Source organism: Streptomyces sp. NPDC012637 (genome assembly GCF_042954805.1).
GTDB lineage: Bacteria > Actinomycetota > Actinomycetes > Streptomycetales > Streptomycetaceae > Streptomyces.
In genome coordinates this window covers 164,365-180,178 of sequence record NZ_JBIBDS010000008.1, presented here as the reverse complement: position 1 = coordinate 180,178, position 15,814 = coordinate 164,365, and the positions used below count along the sequence as shown (strand labels likewise).

Here is a 15,814-nt window from a genome sequence, read left to right as displayed (position 1 = left end):
GTCAGTCGGGTCACTTCGGACGGTCCGGACCCGGTCAGTCCGCGGTGTTGACCATGGAGGCGGCGGCGTACGTGAGGTAGTGCCACAGCTGCTGCTCCAGCTCCGGCGCGAGTCCCAGCCCGTCCACCGCGTCCCGCATGTGCCGCAGCCACGCGTCGTGCGCCGCCCGGTCCACCGTGAAGGGAGCGTGCCGCATCCGCAGCCGGGGGTGACCGCGGTGGTCGCTGTAGGTGCGAGGACCGCCCCAGTACTGCATGAGGAACAGCGCGAGCCGCTCCTCGGCCGGACCCAGGTCCTCCTCCGGATACATCGGCCGCAGCAGCGGGTCCTCGGCGACGCCCTCGTAGAAGCGCCGGACCAGGCGGCGGAAGGTCTCCTCGCCACCCACCTGCTCGTAGAAGGTCTGCTCCTGAAGCGTGCCGCGCGGAATATCGTTCACCGTTCCATCGTCTCAGATGCCCCGGCGGAGGACCGGAGGTCCAGGACTCTCCCCGACAGTGGCCGGATGCGACCGGTGGCCGGAAGCGGGTGCCGCGCAGGAGAGTGGAGCCATGCGCGACGAGTTCGCCGACGAGTTCGCCGAGGAGGGCGCGCGGGCCCGGCGGGCGATGGTGCGCGAGATCGAGGCCTACGGCGCCCTGCGCGACTCCGCCTGGCGGGAGGCCTTCGCCCGGGTCCCGCGCCACCTCTTCGTGCCCTCCTACTACGTCCCCGGACCCGGCGGCTACGAACGCCTCTGGTCCGGCGACCCCGACCCCGCGCGCCGCACCCGCTGGCTGCGCGGGGCCTACCGGGACGGCGCCCTCGCCACCCGGGTCAGGGACGGCGAGCTGCTCTCCTCCGCCAGCCAGCCCTCCCTCATGGCGCGGATGCTGGAGGCGCTCGACGTCCGCGAAGGCCACGACGTCCTGGAGATCGGTGCCGGCACCGGCTACCACGCGGCCCTGCTCTGCCACCGCCTCGGCGACGCCCACGTCACCACCGTCGACCTGGACGAGGAGATCACCGAGTCCGCCCGTACCCATCTCGCCGCCGCCGGGTACCGGCCGGCCGTGATCACCCGGGACGGCGCCCGCGGCTGCCCCGAGCACGCTCCGTACGACCGGATCGTGGCGACCTGCGCGATGCCGTCGGTCCCGTACGCCTGGCTCGCGCAGTGCAGGGCCGGCGCCCGGATCCTCACGCCGCTCTCGACCGGTCTCCTCCTGCTGTCCGTGCACGGCCCGGACCACGCCGAGGGACGGTTCCTGGCCACCTCCGCGTACTTCGTCGCCCTGCGGGGCGGCGCCGCCCGGCCCTCGCGGCGGCGCACCGGCGGGCTCCCGCGGCGGGTGTACGACGACGAGCGCTTCGAGTTCCTGGCCGGCCTCGCCGGCGAGGAACTCGGAACGCGCGAAGCGCTCTCGCTCTGGCAGCGCGAACGGCGGCCGGAGCGGGAGCGCTTCGGTGTGACGGTGAGCGGCGGGCGGCAGTGGGCCTGGCTCGACGACCCCGAAGGTCCGTACGCCTGGCCCCTGCCGGACCTCTAGGGCCCAGGCCCTGGAGGCGATCCCTCCGTGTGCCTCCGTGTGTTTCTAACCCCGGCGGACGGTGATCGTCGTCCAGGCGCCGACGTGCACCCGGTCGCCGTCCTGGAGCTGCACCGGCACGTACGGCTGGATCGGGTCGGGCGAGCCGTTGATCGTGGTGCCGTTCGTGGAGTTCTGGTCCACCACCGCCCACGAGCCGTCCGGCTGCGCCACGAGCACCGCGTGCTGGTGCGACACGCCCGGGTCCTCCGGCGGCACCGACAGGTCGATGTCGGGCGACTCGCCGGTGGAGTGCCGACGGCGGCCGATGCTGATCTGGTTGCCCTGGAGCGGGACGTGCTGCTCGGGGGAGTACGCGGGCAGGTTGAGCCCCGAGGCCTCCGGGCCGCTGCGGTGCATCATCGCCATGAAGTACTCGCGGTCGGGGCCGATCACCGCGGTCCAGCCGGCCTGCGGGTGCGGCTGCTGGGCGAACTGCGGCGGCGGACCCTGAGGAGCCGGAGCCGGAGCCGGAGCCGGAGCCGGAGCCGGAGCGGGGGCCGGGGGCGGAACCGGAGCCGGAGCCGGACCCTGGCCCGGGTACTGGCCGGTGCCCGGCACCGGCGGCGGACCCTGCGGTACGGGCGCGGGCGCGGGTGGTGCGGGCGGCGCGGGGTGCTGCGCCTGCGAGGGCGGCGGCAGCATCCAGTCGTCGTCCGCGCGCGGCTGCGGCGGGGCCGGCGGCGCCGGCGCGGCCGGGAACGCCTGAGGTGCCTGAGGCGCCTGCGGCGGCGCGGGCATCGGCGGGCGCTGCGGCGGCGCCTGGTGATGGGTCGGGTCGGCGCCCAGCGGCTCGGCGGGACGGTTCACCTGGGACGGACGCGAGCCCTGGTAGTCGAACGCGTCCGGGTGCTGGGGCTGCGCGGGTCGCGGCGGCGACTGGAAGCCGGGCGGCAGGTTGAGACCGGGCGGCGGACCCTGCGGACCGGGTCCCTGCGGACCGCTTCCCTGCGGTCCCGGGCCCTGCGGTGCGGCCGGCGGGCGCGCCGCGTGCGACGGGGCGATCGGCGTGTACGAGGTCGCCGTGTTCGTGAGGAAGTTCCAGCGGCACTCCTCGCAGAACGGCGCCATGTGCTCGCGCGGGGTGCGGCACTGCGGGCACAGCTCGGCGTGGGCGGTGGCGTTCGGGTCGCCGCCCGGGGCGAAGCCGCCCGGCGCGGCCGGCGGCGGGACCGGGGCACCCGGACCGGCCGGGCCGCCCGGGCCACCGGGGCCGGGGTATCCGTACGCGGGCGGCGGCGGGGGAGGCGGCGGTACGGCACCCGTCGGCGCGCCCGCCCCGGCCGCCATGCGGTGGCCGCAGACCTCGCACCAGTCGTCGGAGACCGACTGGTGTCCGTTCGGGCAGGTCGGCATGTCGGTGCTTCCCCCTCTCGTCGTCCTCGCCCTGACGGGCCTACTTCTTCACGCGAACGGTCTTGGTGGAGCGCGTCTCGAGAGTCATCTCGTCCGCTTCCGCGACCTTCGCCTTCAAACGCACAGTACCCGTCGCGGCGTCGACCACGTCCACCACCTTCGAAAGGAGTTTCGCGGTATCGGCGTTGCCGGAGGCCGCCGCGAGCTGCACGGCTCGCCCGAGCTTCGCCGTCGCACCGTCGTAATCACCCGATTTGCGGGCGTCGAGGCCCTCCTGGATGGCGTCGGCGAGCTCGGCCTGACCCGTGTAGTGCGCGACCTGCGGACTTATCGCGGTGGACATCACCATGTCGTCCGTCCACACCGCGCGTACCAGCCCCTGGGACAGCGTGGTCGGGGCGCCGCCGGCCGGGTCCGGGACGATCAGCGAGACCCGGGCGGCCAGCATCTCCTGGCCGACCGCCGCCTGCGGGACCCGTACCGACACGTGGTAGTCGCGGGACTCGTCGCCCCACGAGCCGGTCGGGTAGTCGCCGGCTCGCGGGCCCGCCTCGGTGCGCCGGCCCGTCAGGTCCTCGACCGTGGGCGCGACCTGCTTCACGAAGCCGATCTCCACGCCGACCGGGGTCCACAGGCGCAGCGCGACGTCCGCGACCTCCTTGCCCATGGCGTGCTCCATCATCGTCGTGAAGTCGGCGGTGAGACCGGCCGGGTCGGCGACGATGTCGGCGGTGCCGAGCAGCGCCCGCGCGATGCCCTTGACCTCCTCGACCTCCCAGTCGGTGCCGACGCCGCGGGCGTCACAGGTGAACCGGCCCGCGCAGGCGTCCAGGGCGGCGCGCAGCGCGGCCGGCGCCTCGTGTTCGTTGCGGCCGTCGGTGAGCAGGATGCCGTGCCGGATGGCGGCGTCGGCGGAGGAGAGCAGCCGGTCGGCGAGCCGCAGCCAGGTGCCGATGGCGGTGCCGCCTCCCGCGCTCAGCCCGCGCAGCGCGTCCTTCGCCTCGGCGCGGGTGCGGGCGTCGGCGACGGCGAGCCGCCCGTTCCCCGGGTAGACCTCCTTCGCCACGTGCGTACCGGCGACGACGGCGAAGGAGGTGCCGTCGCGCAGGGTGTCGATCGCGGCGGCGGTCGCCTCGCGGGCGCCGCGCATCTTGGTCGCCGGGTAGTCCATCGAGCCCGAGCAGTCGAGCATCAGGACGACGGCGGCGGAGCCGCCAGGGGTCGGCCGGTACGAGCCGGCGGTGCCGCCGCCGGTGGCGGTGACGGTGACGATCGCGTTGACGTCCCGCCCGCCCTCCGGCAGGAACTCGTTCTGGTACACGTCCACCGAGAACTGCGGCGCGGTCGGCTTGGAGAAGTTCGCCATGGGTGATTCGGCTCCTCGGCTCACGCGAAGAAGGAGAAGGAAGAAGAGGAAGGGAAGGAACGAAGGAAACGAAGAGAAGGACGGGAAGGAAGGCCGGGAAGGGTGGAGGGGCGGAACCGGACGGTCAGGCCGGTCCTGCCCCCGGCGACGGAAGGGTGAACGGCAGCAGCGCGACCGTGATGTTGTCGTGGCCTCCGCCGTCGAGGGCGTGGCCGACGAGCACCTGCGCGGCGTGCAGCGGGCGTTCGGCCGCGTCCGGCGGCAGGATGCGGGCCATGTCGTCCGCGGCCTCCGCGTAGTTCCACAGGCCGTCCGTGCAGACCACGACCACGCCCGGCCGGTCCGGCTTGAACGCGGCGGTGTGCGGCTCCAGTTCGTAGCTGTCCGCGCCGAGCCAGCCGGTGATCGCGTGGGCGCGCTCGTCCGCGTACGCCTGCGCTTCGCTCATCAGGCCCGCCGCCACCATCTGCGCGGCCCACGAGTCGTCCTCGGTGAGCCGGGCGGGCGGTGTGCCGCGGTCGTCCGGCACCCAGTAGGCCCGGCTGTCGCCGACCCAGCCGACGACGAGCAGTCCGTCGGCGACGATCGAGCCGACGATGGTGCAGGCCGGCGCGTTCTGGTGCTCCCGCTCGCCTTCCGCGCGCTCCGCCAGGGCGGTGACCGCCTCCGCGGCGGCCACGATGGCCTCCTGCATGGCCTGCTGCGGGTGGGTGCCGCGGGGCAGCGCCGTGATGAGCGTCGCGCGCGCCGCGGACGCGGCGGCGGCGGACGCCTCGTCGGGCCGGGTCGCGGAGGAGACGCCGTCGCAGACGACGGCGAGCGCGGCGGGCGAGCCGTCGGCGAGCGCGGCGGACGCGACGGCGAAGGAGTCCTCGTTGCGGTGGTGGCGCAGCCCGCGGTCGCTGACGGCGGCGACCGTCGGCAGCTCCTCCTCCATGTGGTCGCGGTCCCGTGGCTGGGCGTGCCCGCAGTGCTCGCAGTAGCCGTCGTCGTCGACCCGTCCGGTCCGGCAGGCCACGCACACCTTCCGCCCGTCGCCGGCCGCCGGTGCCGGGGCGGGCGACGGGGCGGGCGACGGGGCCGCGGCCTCGGCGCGCAGTGCGGCCCGGGGATCGGGCGCGGGCAGTGTGAAGTCCCCGTCGGCCGACGGCCGTACGGCCTCCGGGCCGGCCTCGGGCGAGGCCGCGGCAGGGTCCGGCGATGGCGCGGCGGGCTCCGGCGAAGGCGTGACGGCCTCGGGCTCCGCGGCGGCAGGCGCCCGGCCGGCCGGCGCTTCGGCAGCCGGGGCCGCCGGCACCTCGTCCGTGCGGACCGGGAGCGTCGGCAGGTCCCGGCCGCCCGAGTCGGTGCCGGGCAGATCGCCGGGGTGCTGGGTGGCCGTCGTCAGCGACTGCGGGTCCCGGGGCGGCGGCTCCGGCCACTCCACGGGCAGCGCGATCGGCACCGTCGGCCGGTCGGGCACCTCGGCGGCCGACAGGTCGAAGCCGCACGCGCCGCAGAACCGGTCACCCGACTCGAGCGGCTCCGCGCAGCCGGGGCAGTTCCCCAGGGGGTGCGGCGGCTTGGGCTTCAACGACATACTCACACCCACGTCCTGGGGCGGAAGCGGTTGGCCCGCTCCACCAGTTCGATCCTCTCCTCGCCACGCTGCGCGAGCCGGGCGAGCACCCGGTACGAGCGTTCGAGGCCGAAGCGCAGTCCGCGCTCGTCCAGTTCGCTGCCCAGCAGCGCCGTGCCGGCCGGGCCCGCGCCGGGGCTCCCGGACAGCACCCAGTCGAGCGCCGTGCCGAGCACCTCCGTCGACAGCTGTTCACGCCGCACCGCGTCGAGGCCGAAGCCCTGCAGCGCGGAGACCTGCGCCGCCGCGGCGGTCAGATCGGCGCCCAGCGGCTCGTTGGCCGGCCGGCGGCGCAGCCGCGACCGCACGGCGGCGACCCGGGCCGCCGTGTAGTGGATGGACGACTCGGGCACCGACTCCAGGGTGCGCACCGCGCCCGCCCGGTCGCCGGCCGCGAGCTGCACCCGGGCCAGGCCGAACGCGGCGCTGACGTAGCTGGGGTCGGTCGCCCACACCAGGCGGTAGTACTCCGCCGCGTTGTCCAGCTGGCCGAGCAGCTCGGCACAGACGCCGAGTGCCAGCTTGGGCGCCGGCTCGCCGGGGAAGGCGTCGTAGATCGCGTCGAAGGAGACCGCCGCGATCTCCCGGTCGCCGCCGACCAGCGAGGTCACGCCCCGGTACCAGACCACCCGCCAGTCGTCCGCGTAGCCGTGCTCCAGGTCCTCGAGCGAACGACCGGCCGCCCCCAGGTCGCCCATCTCCAGGCGCGCCCGCAGCTCGCGGAGCCGCAGTTCGAGCGAGCTGACCGGCGCCGCGTGCAGCGCGGTGATCAGCTCGGCGGGCGCGGCGGCGAGCAGACCGGCGAGGAAACCGGCGTTGGGATCGGCCGGATCGACCCGCGGCACCGGCAGCGCGAGCGCCGTCGCGGCCACGTCGAACGGGCGCAGGAAGCTCCCGGCCCGGCCGTTGACCGACGTCGGCAGCGTCTTCCTGCCGCGTCGCCGCTCCCGTGCGCCGAGCACCGACGCGTCCTCGGTGAGCTCCTCGAACAGCTCGGTGTCCGTGACCCGCACCTCGGCGCCGAACAGCGTCGACAGGGCGGGCCGGGGCCGGCCGGACTGGAGCGCGACGACCTCCCGCAGCACGCCGGTCAGCTGCTCGGCCATCTCCTGCGCGGAGCCGAACCGGCGGGCCGGGTCGGGGTCGGTGGCCCGCACGAGGAAGCGGTAGAAGGACTCGTACGTACGGAAGACGTCGATGCCGTCCGGCTCGGGCAGCGAGTCGACGAAGACGTTGGTGTAGCCCTGGAAGTCGAAGGTGAGCACGGCCAGGGTGCGCGCCACCGTGTACAGGTCGCTCGCCACCGAGGGGCCGACCTCGGCGACCTCCGGCGCCTGGTAGCCGACGGTGCCGTAGATGGCGGACTCGTCGTCGTCCATCCGCCGGACCGCGCCCATGTCGATGAGCTTGAGCTGGTCCTCGGTCTGGATCGCGTTGTCGACCTTGAAGTCGCAGTACAGCAGGTTGCGGCTGTGCAGGTGACCGAGGGCCTCCAGGGCCTCGATGCCGTAGGCGCAGGCCTGCTCGACCGGCAGCGGGTCGCGCCGGCCGTCGGGGGTGCGCCGCTCGTTGGCGATCTCCTTGAGGGACTTGCCGCCCACGTACTCCATGACGATGTAGCCGTCCAGGGAGCCGGTGCGCTGGTCCAGGTGCTCGACGAAGTTGTAGATGCGGACGATGTTGGAGTGCTCGATCTCCGCGAGGAAGCGGCGCTCGGAGATGGCCGCGGCCATGGCGTCCTGGTCGCCGGTGTCGAGCAGGCCCTTGAGGACCACCCAGCGGTCCGAGACCGCCTTGTCCACGGCGAGGTAGATCCAGCCGAGACCGCCGTGGGCGAGACAGCCCGCCACCTCGTACTGCCCGTGGACGACGTCTCCGGCGCGCAGCTTCGGCACGAAGGAGTACGGGTGGCCGCACTTGGTGCAGAAGCCCTCGGTGCGGCCCGGCCGGTCACCGCGCGAACGGCCCACCGGGGCGCCACAGTCCGAGCGGGAGCAGAAACGCTTCCTCTCGGGTACTTCCGCCTTCTCCATCACCGCGGCCCGCGGGTCGGGCCGCGGCACCTCCGGTACCGCGACCAGGCCGGCGCCGAGCCGGCCTCGCCCCGACTGGCCGCCGGTCGAGCCCGAACTGCGCACCGACACCGAACGGGACGGGCCGCTCGGCCCCGACAGCGAACGCGAGAGCCGCCCCGACACCGAACGCCGGGACGCCGAGGACCGGGCCGAGCGCGAGGACACGCGCGACGACGCGGACGAGGCCGAGCGGCCGGAGTCGCCCCCGCGTCCGGTGCCGGCCACCGCCATCCCGGTACGCGTCGCCTGCAGCATGCCCCCGGCCGCGACGACCGGGGCGAGACCGCAGGTGTCGCAGTACAGCTCGCCGCCGCCCATGTCCTCGTACGAGCCCTCGCACGACGGACGCTGACAGCTCCCCACTCCGGACCCCTCGCTCACCACTGGTTCCCCCCGCCGTCTCTCGGTGCGGACAGCGTCTCCGTTGCCGCCTGCTGGTAGCGCAGCACCGCCTGCTCGGCGGCCCGCAGATCGCACGGTGCGCTCCACAGCATCCGGCGGGCCGTGTCGTACCGCTCGATGAGCAGCGGATCCTCCGCCGCCCCGAGCCTGGCCACCTTCGCCTTGTACGCGTCGAGCCGCCCGCGCAGCTCGGCACGGACCGCGAGCGGCGCGGTCACCGCCGTCAACGACTCACGGGCCCGCAGCAGTTCCTCCTCCGCCTCCCTCTCCAGGGCGTCCAGGAGCGGCGAGAGCCGGTGCCACTGGGCGTGCCTGCGGTACTCGGCGGCCGCGGACAGCCGCTCCTGCAGCGCCGTCGGCGGGCCGCTGACGGCCGGCACCTCGGAGGCGGCGATCTTCGCGAGGACCTCGCCGCGCGCCGCCCGCGCCTCGGCGAGGGTCCGGTCCGCCCGCGACAGCACGTCCCGCAGCCGCAGCAGCCGCTCCTCGGAGTCCTGCCGGACCTGGAGCACCGCCTCGATCTCGCGCCGGATGTCCTCGAGCGCGCGGGCCGCCGTGTCGTACCGCGCGGTGTCCGGACGGCCGCCGCCCGGCGCCGAACTGCCCTGCGCGGGACGCCAGAAGGCCAGCGGGTCGGACACCACCTGGGTGCGCAGCGCGGACAGCTCTGCCGTGATCGACTCCAGCTCGTCCCCGGCCGGGTGTTCCCCGGGCCGCACGCCCACCGAGTGCGCCAGCGAACGCGTCCGGCCGAGCTCGGCGGCGAGCAGGTCTATCCGGGCGGGCAGCGCCGACCACACGGCGTCGGCGGTGACCACCACGTCGAGCGACGAGGCGTAGAGCTCGTTCATCCGCCGGACCAGGCCGTCCAGGGTGAACCGCTCGGTGAGCGCGGCCTGTCCGATCGCACCGCCCGGGACGTGCACGCTCTCGCCGCGCAGCCGGTCGGTCAGTTCGGCCAGCTCCTCACGGCCGGGCCAGCGGCGCCGGGCCCGCAGCTCACGGGCGTCGTGCAGCGCGGCCGTGTACGCGTCGAAGTACGCCCACAGCAGGGTGATCGTCCGCTCGGCGGACAGCCAGCGTTCCCGGGTCGTGCCGGTGAGCTCGGCGCCTTCGAGCAGCCGGCGGCCTGCGTGGTCCTGGAGGGCGAGGAGCGAGTCCTCGACCGCCTTGTGCTCCGCGCCGAGCCGCGCCAGCGCACGGTCCACCTCGTCCCGGTCCATCACCGGCCCGGGGGGTCCCGCGACGCCCATCGATCACCTCTCGTCTCGTGCTACTTGTACTTGGGTGCGGGCGGCCCGGATATCCCGGGCAGGTCCGCGGCAAGCCACTTCTGGTACGCCTTCTGCCAGGGGCCCTGCCGGTACTCCACGAGCACCTGGTTGACCCGGCGCACCAGGTCGTCGTCGCCCAGCTTCGCGGCCACTCCGTAGTACTCGGTGGTGAACGGTCTGCCCTTGAGCTCCACGGCCGGGTCCTGGGCGGCCTGGCCGGCGGCCAGCGCGTTGTCGGTGACGACCGCGTCGACCTCGCCCATCTGCAGCCGGGCCAGGCAGTCCAGCTGGTTGGGCACGGTCAGCAGGTCCGGGTCGTCCTTGGTGCCGTCGCCCACGTCCTGGAAGACCGCGCCGAACGACTTCTCCTCCAGTGCCTCGTAGGCCGTGGAGCCCTCGGCGGTGCACACCCGCTTCCCGCTCAGCGAGGAGTCGTAGCCGGTGACGGTGGAGGACTTGGGCGCGAGGACCTGCTGGCCGGCCTGGAAGTAGGCGGTGGAGAAGGCGACCTGCTGGATGCGCTTGCAGTTGATGGTCATCGTGCGCACCACCAGGTCGACCTTGCCGCTCTCCAGGGCGGCGATCCGCTGGTTCGTCGGGATGGTGCGGAAGATGACGGCGTCCTCGGAGCCCAGGATCGACTTGGCGATGGCCTTCGCCAGGTCGATGTCGAAGCCGCGCAGCTCGCCGGGGACCTCCTTCACCGAGCCGTCGGCCTGCCGGGTGACCGTCGGCGGCGTGCGGAAGCCCCAGTTGTAGCTGGACTGGTCGACGCCCACGATCAGCTTGCCGCGGTTCTTGATCCGGGTGACCGCAGGGCCGTCGGCCGACGACGGCGTCAGCGAGGCCTCCGGGTTCTCGCAGGTCTCCGCGCTCTCCGCCTTGACCTGCACGCCCCTGCCCACGCCCACGCCCGGGCCGGCCCCGGGCCCGGCGGCGGGTTCACCGGCGCGCGGCAGCGCGAACAGCGCGAGGGAGGCGGTCAGGGCGCAGGCCACGGCCATCGCGGCCACCCCGCCCCAGCCGCGCAGGCGCGCGACGCCCCGCGGTGACGCGGCGGAAGGCGTGGCGGTGCCGCCCGGCACCGCTGCCGTCCCGTTCGCCGTCTCGACGCCGTCCGGCATCCCGCCCCCTCTCACCGGTACTCCGACAGTCTGCGGTTGACGCCCGTGACGGCGCATCCCGCGGCGAACACACCCAGGACCGCCGCGCCCAGCGGCAGCCCGGTCAGCGCGTCCCGGCCGCTCTCGGCGGCGCGGGTGAACTCGTCCTGCTCGTGGGCGAGGGCCCGGCCGAGCGCCGCGTCGACCTGGTCGAAGGACTGCCCGGTCGACTCCGTGCTGCCGATGATCTTCTCCATGGCGCGGGTGAAGTCGCCCGCGTCGTCGAGCTCGCGGGCCTTCGTGTGCCGCTCGCGCCACTCGCCGGCGCGGGCGGCGGCCTCGGTGAGCGGGGCGCGTCCCTCCGCGTCGTCGGCGAGCCGCGCCGACGCGTCCAGCGCGGTGGACAGCATGCCCATGCTGCCGGTGTAGTCGGACTCGTACTTGTCGAGCTTGCCGTCCTCGGTGAGCACGGCGCCGCGCGCGACCACGGCCAGGTTCTCGTTGGCTCGGGCCTTCAGGGAGCTGATCCGGGCCTCGTTGAGCACCTGGAGGGAGTCCTGGCCGTGCGCCCGGGCGTCGTTCAGACCGGCGCGGGCGAGCCCGTGCGCGGCGATCAGCCACAGCAGGGCCACCAGGCAGGAGGCGCTCGCGGCGAGCAGCCCACGGTTGAACACCCGGTTGGTCCGCAGGTAGTTGCGGCGCTGGGCCCAGACGAGCACGGCCAGGGTGAGCAGCCCGAGTGCGAGCGACAGGACCGGCCAGGCGCGGGCCTCGTCGTCGTCCTGGTGCAGCCGCTCGGTCTCCGCCGCGTACAGCCGCTCCGCGGCGGGCAGCAGCTGCCGGCTCATGGTCAGGTTCGCGTACCGCAGATAGGCGCCGCCGAGCGGAAGGCCCTGCCGGTTCGCGGCACGGGCCCGCTCTATGAGGCCCGTGTAGCGCGGGAGGTACTCGCTCAGGGTGGCGATCTCGCGGGCCGAGTCGCCGTCGGCGTCGGTGCTCGCGGCGGCCTTGACGAGCAGCCGGGAGGCGGTCGCGATGTCGTCCGCGTACCGCTTGCGGACCTGCTCGGACTCCTGCGGGCCGGCCAGGAAACCGCTGGCGGCCGTGGCGTCCGCGTCGGCGAGGGAGCGGTAGATGTCGGCGGCGTCGGCGCTCAGCGGCTGGCTGCGGCCCACCACGTCGTCCGCGTACGAGGCGCGGTCGGCGACCTCGTAGGCCGTGACGGCGCCGAAGGCGACGACCAGCAGCGCCAGGACGGCGCCGAGGATCCGCAGCCGGCCCGGCTCGGTCGTGGCGGCGCGGCGCAGCATCTCGCGGCCCTCGGCCCACGCGCCGGGCGTGACCGGCGGCGGAGCGGCGGCCGGCGCGGGCCCGGCCTGCGTCGCCTGCGCGGGCACGGCGGGAGCCGGCCGCGCGGGCGCGGCGGTGGTGCCCTGCGCCGCCGAGGCGGCGGGCGCGTTCGGCGGGTATGTCACGTGACCTCCCCCTCGGTCTCAGACGTCGACCCGTCCTGCCGGCGGAGCGGCGGACGACTACCCGGCCAGCAGTATGGCCGCAGCACCCGTCCCGCACACCGGGATTGACCTGATCTTGTTCCTATCGTGCCCCATGCTCCCCTGGCCGTCGCAGGCGAACCCCCTTCACCTTGAATACGTCCCCTGGCCGGAATCGGTTCCACCCCGAACGTCCTCGAACGAGTGAACATGCGTGCGGGGCGCCCCTGGAGGAACGCCCCGCACCCACCACGGCCACGGCCGTCGGCAGCCGCGCCCCATGCTTTTAGGCTGCGTGCTGCTCCCACACCCGCGCCTCATGACCTCAGGCCGCGTGCTGCTCCCGCACCCGCGCGCCTCATGCCCTCAGGCCGCGTACTGCTCCCGCACTTGCACCTCATGTCTTCAGGCCGCGTACTGCTCCCGTAGCCGTGCCGCCGCCTCCGGCGGCGCGCCCGCCGCGTCCAGGGCGAGCAGCCCCGCGCCGAGCACCGGCGGGGCGGTCACCACGCGGACCGTCGCCTTCGGCGCCTTCACGGCGAGGAGCGCCGCGATCCGCGCGTCGAGACGCGGATGGCGCGCGGCCAGCACGCTGCCGCCGAGCACCACCGGCGCCTCCTCGTCGAGCAGTCCGAGCCGGCCGAGCGCGACGGACGCGAGCGCCACGACCTCCTCCGCCAGCCGGTCCACCAGCGACCGGGCCACCGGGTCGCCCGCCGCGCTCGTACGGAACAGCACCGGCGTCAGCTCGTGCCTGCGCTCGGCCGGCACGCGCCCCAGGTGCAGCGCCTCGATCAGCGCGTACATCGACGGCAGCCCGAAGTGCTCCGGCAGGGCCCTGGCCAGCGCGGTCGGCACGCCCCGCCCGTCCTCGGCGCGCGCGGCGAACCACAGCGCCTCCTCCGCGAGGCCGCCGCCGCCGCCCCAGTCCCCGGAGATCTTCCCGATCGCGGGGAAGCGGGCGGTGCGGCCGTCCGGCGTCATGCCCACGCAGTTGATCCCGGCCCCGCACACCACGGCGACGCCGCGCGGCTCGTCGACACCGGCCCGCAGGATCGCGAAGGTGTCGTTGTGCACCCGGACCGAGCGGCTCCAGCCGCGCGCGTCCAGGGCCGCCTTCAACTCCTCCTCCTCGACCGGCAGATCGGCGTTGGCGAGACAGGCGGCGACGTGCGCGAAGACCGGCGGCGCGCCACCCCCGCCGGCCGCCGCCCACGCCGCGTCGACGATCTCCGCGAGCGCGTCGACCGCCACCGCCACGCCCACCACGGGCGGCCGGAACCCGCCGCCGCGCGCCGCGCCCAGGACCGTGCCGTCCGGGGCGAGGACCGCGACGTCGGTCTTGCTGTTCCCCGCGTCCACGGCGAGGAGTACCCCGGTCAGGCCCACGCCAGGTGCTCCCGGTTGTGCGCGATCAGCCGGTCGGTCAGCCCGTCGGCGTACGCGAACTGCCCGACCAGCGGGTGCGCGAGCAGCGCCTTGAACACCCGGTCCCGCCCGCCGCGTAGCGCCGCGTCCAGGGCCAGGTCCTCGTAGGCGGTGACGTTGGCGACCAGGCCCGCGTACAGCGGGTCGAGCGGCGCCACCGGCAGCGGCACCGGACCCTTCGGACCCACCGCCGCCTGCACCTCGATCACGGCGTCGTCCGGCAGGAACGGCAGGGTGCCCTTGTTGTACGTGTTCACCACCTGGTACGGCGAGCCCCCTCCGCCCAGCAGCGAGGCCGCCAGGTCCACGGCCGCCTCCGAGTAGAACGCCCCGCCGCGCCTGGCGAGCAGTTCGGGCTTCTCGTCGAGCGCCGGGTCCCCGTACATCTCCAGGAGCTGCTTCTCCATCGCGGCGACCTCGGCGGCCCGCGACGGCTTGGTGCGCAGCTCCTCGACGACGGCGTCGTGCGCGTAGAAGTAGCGCAGGTAGTACGAGGGGACGACGCCGAGCCGGTCGAGGACGGAGCGCGGCAGACGCAAGTCCCCGGCGATGGCGTCGCCGTGCGCGGTGAGCAGCCGCGGCAGTGCGTTCTCACCCTCGGGGCCGCCGAGCCGTACCCCGGTCTCCCAGGTGAGGTGGTTGAGGCCCACGTGGTCGAGGTGCACCTCGGCGGGGGAGACGCCGAGCAGCGCGGCGAACTTCCGCTGGAAGCCGATCGCCACGTTGCACAGGCCGACGGCCTTGTGGCCGGCCTGGAGCAGCGCCCGGGTGACGATGCCGACCGGGTTGGTGAAGTCGATGATCCAGGCGTCCGGGTTGGTGCGGCGGACCCGCTCGGCGATGTCCAGGACGACCGGGACCGTCCGCAGCGCCTTGGCGAGGCCGCCGGCGCCTGTGGTCTCCTGGCCGACGCAGCCGCACTCCAGCGGCCAGGTCTCGTCCCGCTCGCGCGCGGCCTGCCCGCCGACCCTCAGCTGGAGCAGGACGGCGTCGGCGCCGTCGACTCCGGCGTCGAGGTCCGACGTGGTGGTGATGACACCGTCGTGGCCCTGTCTGGCGAAGATCCGCCGGGCCAGGCCGCCGACGAGCTCCAGACGCTCGGCGGCGGGGTCGACCAGGACGAGTTCGGTGACGGGCAGGGTGTCGCGCAAGCGCGCGAACCCGTCGATCAGTTCGGGGGTGTAGGTGGAGCCGCCCCCCACGACAGCCAGCTTCATACGATCAGTCAGCCCTTCACTCCGGTCAGTGTGACGCCCTCGACGAATGCCTTCTGGGCGAAGAAGAAGACGAGGATCACGGGGGCCATGACCAGGACGGTCGCGGCCATGGTCAGATTCCAGTCGGTGTGGTGCGCGCCCTTGAACGACTCGAGGCCGTAGCTCAGCGTCCACGCGGCCGGGTTCTCCGAGGCGTAGATCTGCGGCCCGAAGTAGTCGTTCCACGCGGCGAAGAACTGGAAGAGCGCGACGGCCGCGATGCCCGGCTTCGCCATCGGCAGCACGACCCGGACGAGCGTGCGCAGTTCGCCGCAGCCGTCGACGCGGGCGGCGTCGAGGTACTCGTTCGGGATGGTCAGCAGGAACTGGCGCAGCAGGAAGATGGAGAAGGCGTCGCCGAAGGCCATCGGGACGATGAGCGGCCACAGGCTGCCGGACAGGTCCAGCTGCTTCGCCCAGAACAGGTACATCGGGATGACGACGACCTGCGGCGGCAGCATCATCATCGAGATCACGAGCATCAGGGCGAGTCTGCTGCCGCGGAAGCGGAACTTGGCCAGCGCGTACGCCACCGGGACCGAGGACACCACGGTCAGGACGGTGCCGAGGCCCGCGTACAGCAGGGTGTTGCGCCACCAGGTGAGGAAGCCCGGCGCCTCGAAGACCCGGACGTAGTTGCCCCATTCCCAGGTGTCGGGCGTGAGGTCGCGGGTGAGCGCCTGCTGGTCGCTCATCAGCGAGGTGAGCAGCACGAAGACGAACGGCAGCACGAAGAACAGCGCGGCGGCGATGCCGAGCGCGTGCACGGCGATCCAGTGCAGCAGCGCCTTGCGGCGGGCGGTCCGGGAGGCGGGGGCGGGCCGGGCGGCGGCCGGCCGCGCGGCCTCGCGGCTCCGGAGTACCTGGCTCATGGT

Annotated in this window: 12 protein-coding genes; 1 reads left to right on the top strand and 11 read right to left on the bottom strand. The window is 74.3% G+C overall.

Going from position 1 to position 15,814, the window contains the following annotated elements:
- Positions 1–34 precede the first annotated feature (34 nt).
- On the bottom strand, positions 35–439 hold the full coding sequence (locus tag ACFY8W_RS29265) for a globin (RefSeq protein WP_391111469.1): 405 nt from the start codon (positions 437–439) through the stop codon (positions 35–37).
- Between the two features lie 112 nt (positions 440–551).
- Between ACFY8W_RS29265 and ACFY8W_RS29260 the strand changes: the two genes are divergently transcribed.
- On the top strand, positions 552–1,529 hold the full coding sequence (locus ACFY8W_RS29260; protein WP_391111466.1) for a methyltransferase domain-containing protein: 978 nt from the start codon (positions 552–554) through the stop codon (positions 1,527–1,529).
- 45 nt (positions 1,530–1,574) lie between these two features.
- Here ACFY8W_RS29260 and ACFY8W_RS29255 read toward each other — a convergent pair whose 3' ends face one another.
- The 10 genes from ACFY8W_RS29255 to ACFY8W_RS29210 form a co-directional block, all read right to left on the bottom strand.
- The gene (locus ACFY8W_RS29255) at positions 1,575–2,924 is read right to left on the bottom strand and encodes an FHA domain-containing protein (protein WP_391111463.1); all 1,350 of its coding nucleotides are present in this window, start codon (positions 2,922–2,924) and stop codon (positions 1,575–1,577) included.
- Between the two features lie 40 nt (positions 2,925–2,964).
- Positions 2,965–4,290: a VWA domain-containing protein gene (locus ACFY8W_RS29250; protein ID WP_391111460.1), complete on the bottom strand. Its 1,326-nt coding sequence runs from the start codon at positions 4,288–4,290 to the stop codon at positions 2,965–2,967.
- Positions 4,291–4,414: 124 nt separating this feature from the next.
- Positions 4,415–5,869, bottom strand: a complete 1,455-nt coding sequence (locus tag ACFY8W_RS29245) for a protein phosphatase 2C domain-containing protein (protein WP_391112206.1) — start codon at positions 5,867–5,869, stop codon at positions 4,415–4,417.
- A gap of 2 nt (positions 5,870–5,871) precedes the next feature.
- Positions 5,872–8,301, bottom strand: a complete 2,430-nt coding sequence (locus tag ACFY8W_RS29240) for a tetratricopeptide repeat protein (RefSeq protein ID WP_391112203.1) — start codon at positions 8,299–8,301, stop codon at positions 5,872–5,874.
- A 59-nt stretch (positions 8,302–8,360) separates the two neighbouring features.
- Positions 8,361–9,638, bottom strand: coding sequence for a hypothetical protein (locus ACFY8W_RS29235; RefSeq protein WP_391111457.1), 1,278 nt, complete (start codon positions 9,636–9,638; stop codon positions 8,361–8,363).
- A 20-nt stretch (positions 9,639–9,658) separates the two neighbouring features.
- Positions 9,659–10,783, bottom strand: a complete 1,125-nt coding sequence (locus ACFY8W_RS29230; protein ID WP_391111454.1) for a transporter substrate-binding domain-containing protein — start codon at positions 10,781–10,783, stop codon at positions 9,659–9,661.
- 11 nt (positions 10,784–10,794) lie between these two features.
- A complete protein-coding gene (locus ACFY8W_RS29225; protein ID WP_391111451.1) occupies positions 10,795–12,237 on the bottom strand; it encodes a hypothetical protein in 1,443 nt (480 codons plus the stop codon).
- Positions 12,238–12,660: 423 nt separating this feature from the next.
- Positions 12,661–13,644, bottom strand: coding sequence for a BadF/BadG/BcrA/BcrD ATPase family protein (locus tag ACFY8W_RS29220; RefSeq protein WP_391111449.1), 984 nt, complete (start codon positions 13,642–13,644; stop codon positions 12,661–12,663).
- Positions 13,635–14,900, bottom strand: coding sequence for a 6-phospho-beta-glucosidase (locus ACFY8W_RS29215; RefSeq protein ID WP_391111447.1), 1,266 nt, complete (start codon positions 14,898–14,900; stop codon positions 13,635–13,637). Before ACFY8W_RS29215 ends, ACFY8W_RS29220 begins: the two co-directional genes overlap by 10 nt.
- Positions 14,901–14,908: 8 nt before the next feature.
- A complete protein-coding gene (locus tag ACFY8W_RS29210; protein WP_391111444.1) occupies positions 14,909–15,811 on the bottom strand; it encodes an ABC transporter permease subunit in 903 nt (300 codons plus the stop codon).
- Positions 15,812–15,814 lie beyond the last annotated feature (3 nt).

Excerpts from the sequence above, each read along its gene's own strand:
- ACFY8W_RS29210 (WP_391111444.1), bottom strand. The coding sequence starts at position 15,811 with ATGAGCCAGGTACTCCGGAGCCGCGAGGCCGCGCGGCCGGCCGCCGCC.
- ACFY8W_RS29250 (WP_391111460.1), bottom strand. The coding sequence starts at position 4,290 with ATGGCGAACTTCTCCAAGCCGACCGCGCCGCAGTTCTCGGTGGACGTG.
- ACFY8W_RS29245 (WP_391112206.1), bottom strand. The coding sequence starts at position 5,869 with ATGTCGTTGAAGCCCAAGCCGCCGCACCCCCTGGGGAACTGCCCCGGC.
- ACFY8W_RS29215 (WP_391111447.1), bottom strand. The coding sequence starts at position 14,900 with ATGAAGCTGGCTGTCGTGGGGGGCGGCTCCACCTACACCCCCGAACTG.
- ACFY8W_RS29255 (WP_391111463.1), bottom strand. The coding sequence starts at position 2,924 with ATGCCGACCTGCCCGAACGGACACCAGTCGGTCTCCGACGACTGGTGC.
- ACFY8W_RS29260 (WP_391111466.1), top strand. The coding sequence starts at position 552 with ATGCGCGACGAGTTCGCCGACGAGTTCGCCGAGGAGGGCGCGCGGGCC.
- ACFY8W_RS29230 (WP_391111454.1), bottom strand. The coding sequence starts at position 10,783 with ATGCCGGACGGCGTCGAGACGGCGAACGGGACGGCAGCGGTGCCGGGC.
- ACFY8W_RS29240 (WP_391112203.1), bottom strand. The coding sequence starts at position 8,301 with ATGGGCGGCGGCGAGCTGTACTGCGACACCTGCGGTCTCGCCCCGGTC.
- ACFY8W_RS29235 (WP_391111457.1), bottom strand. The coding sequence starts at position 9,638 with ATGGGCGTCGCGGGACCCCCCGGGCCGGTGATGGACCGGGACGAGGTG.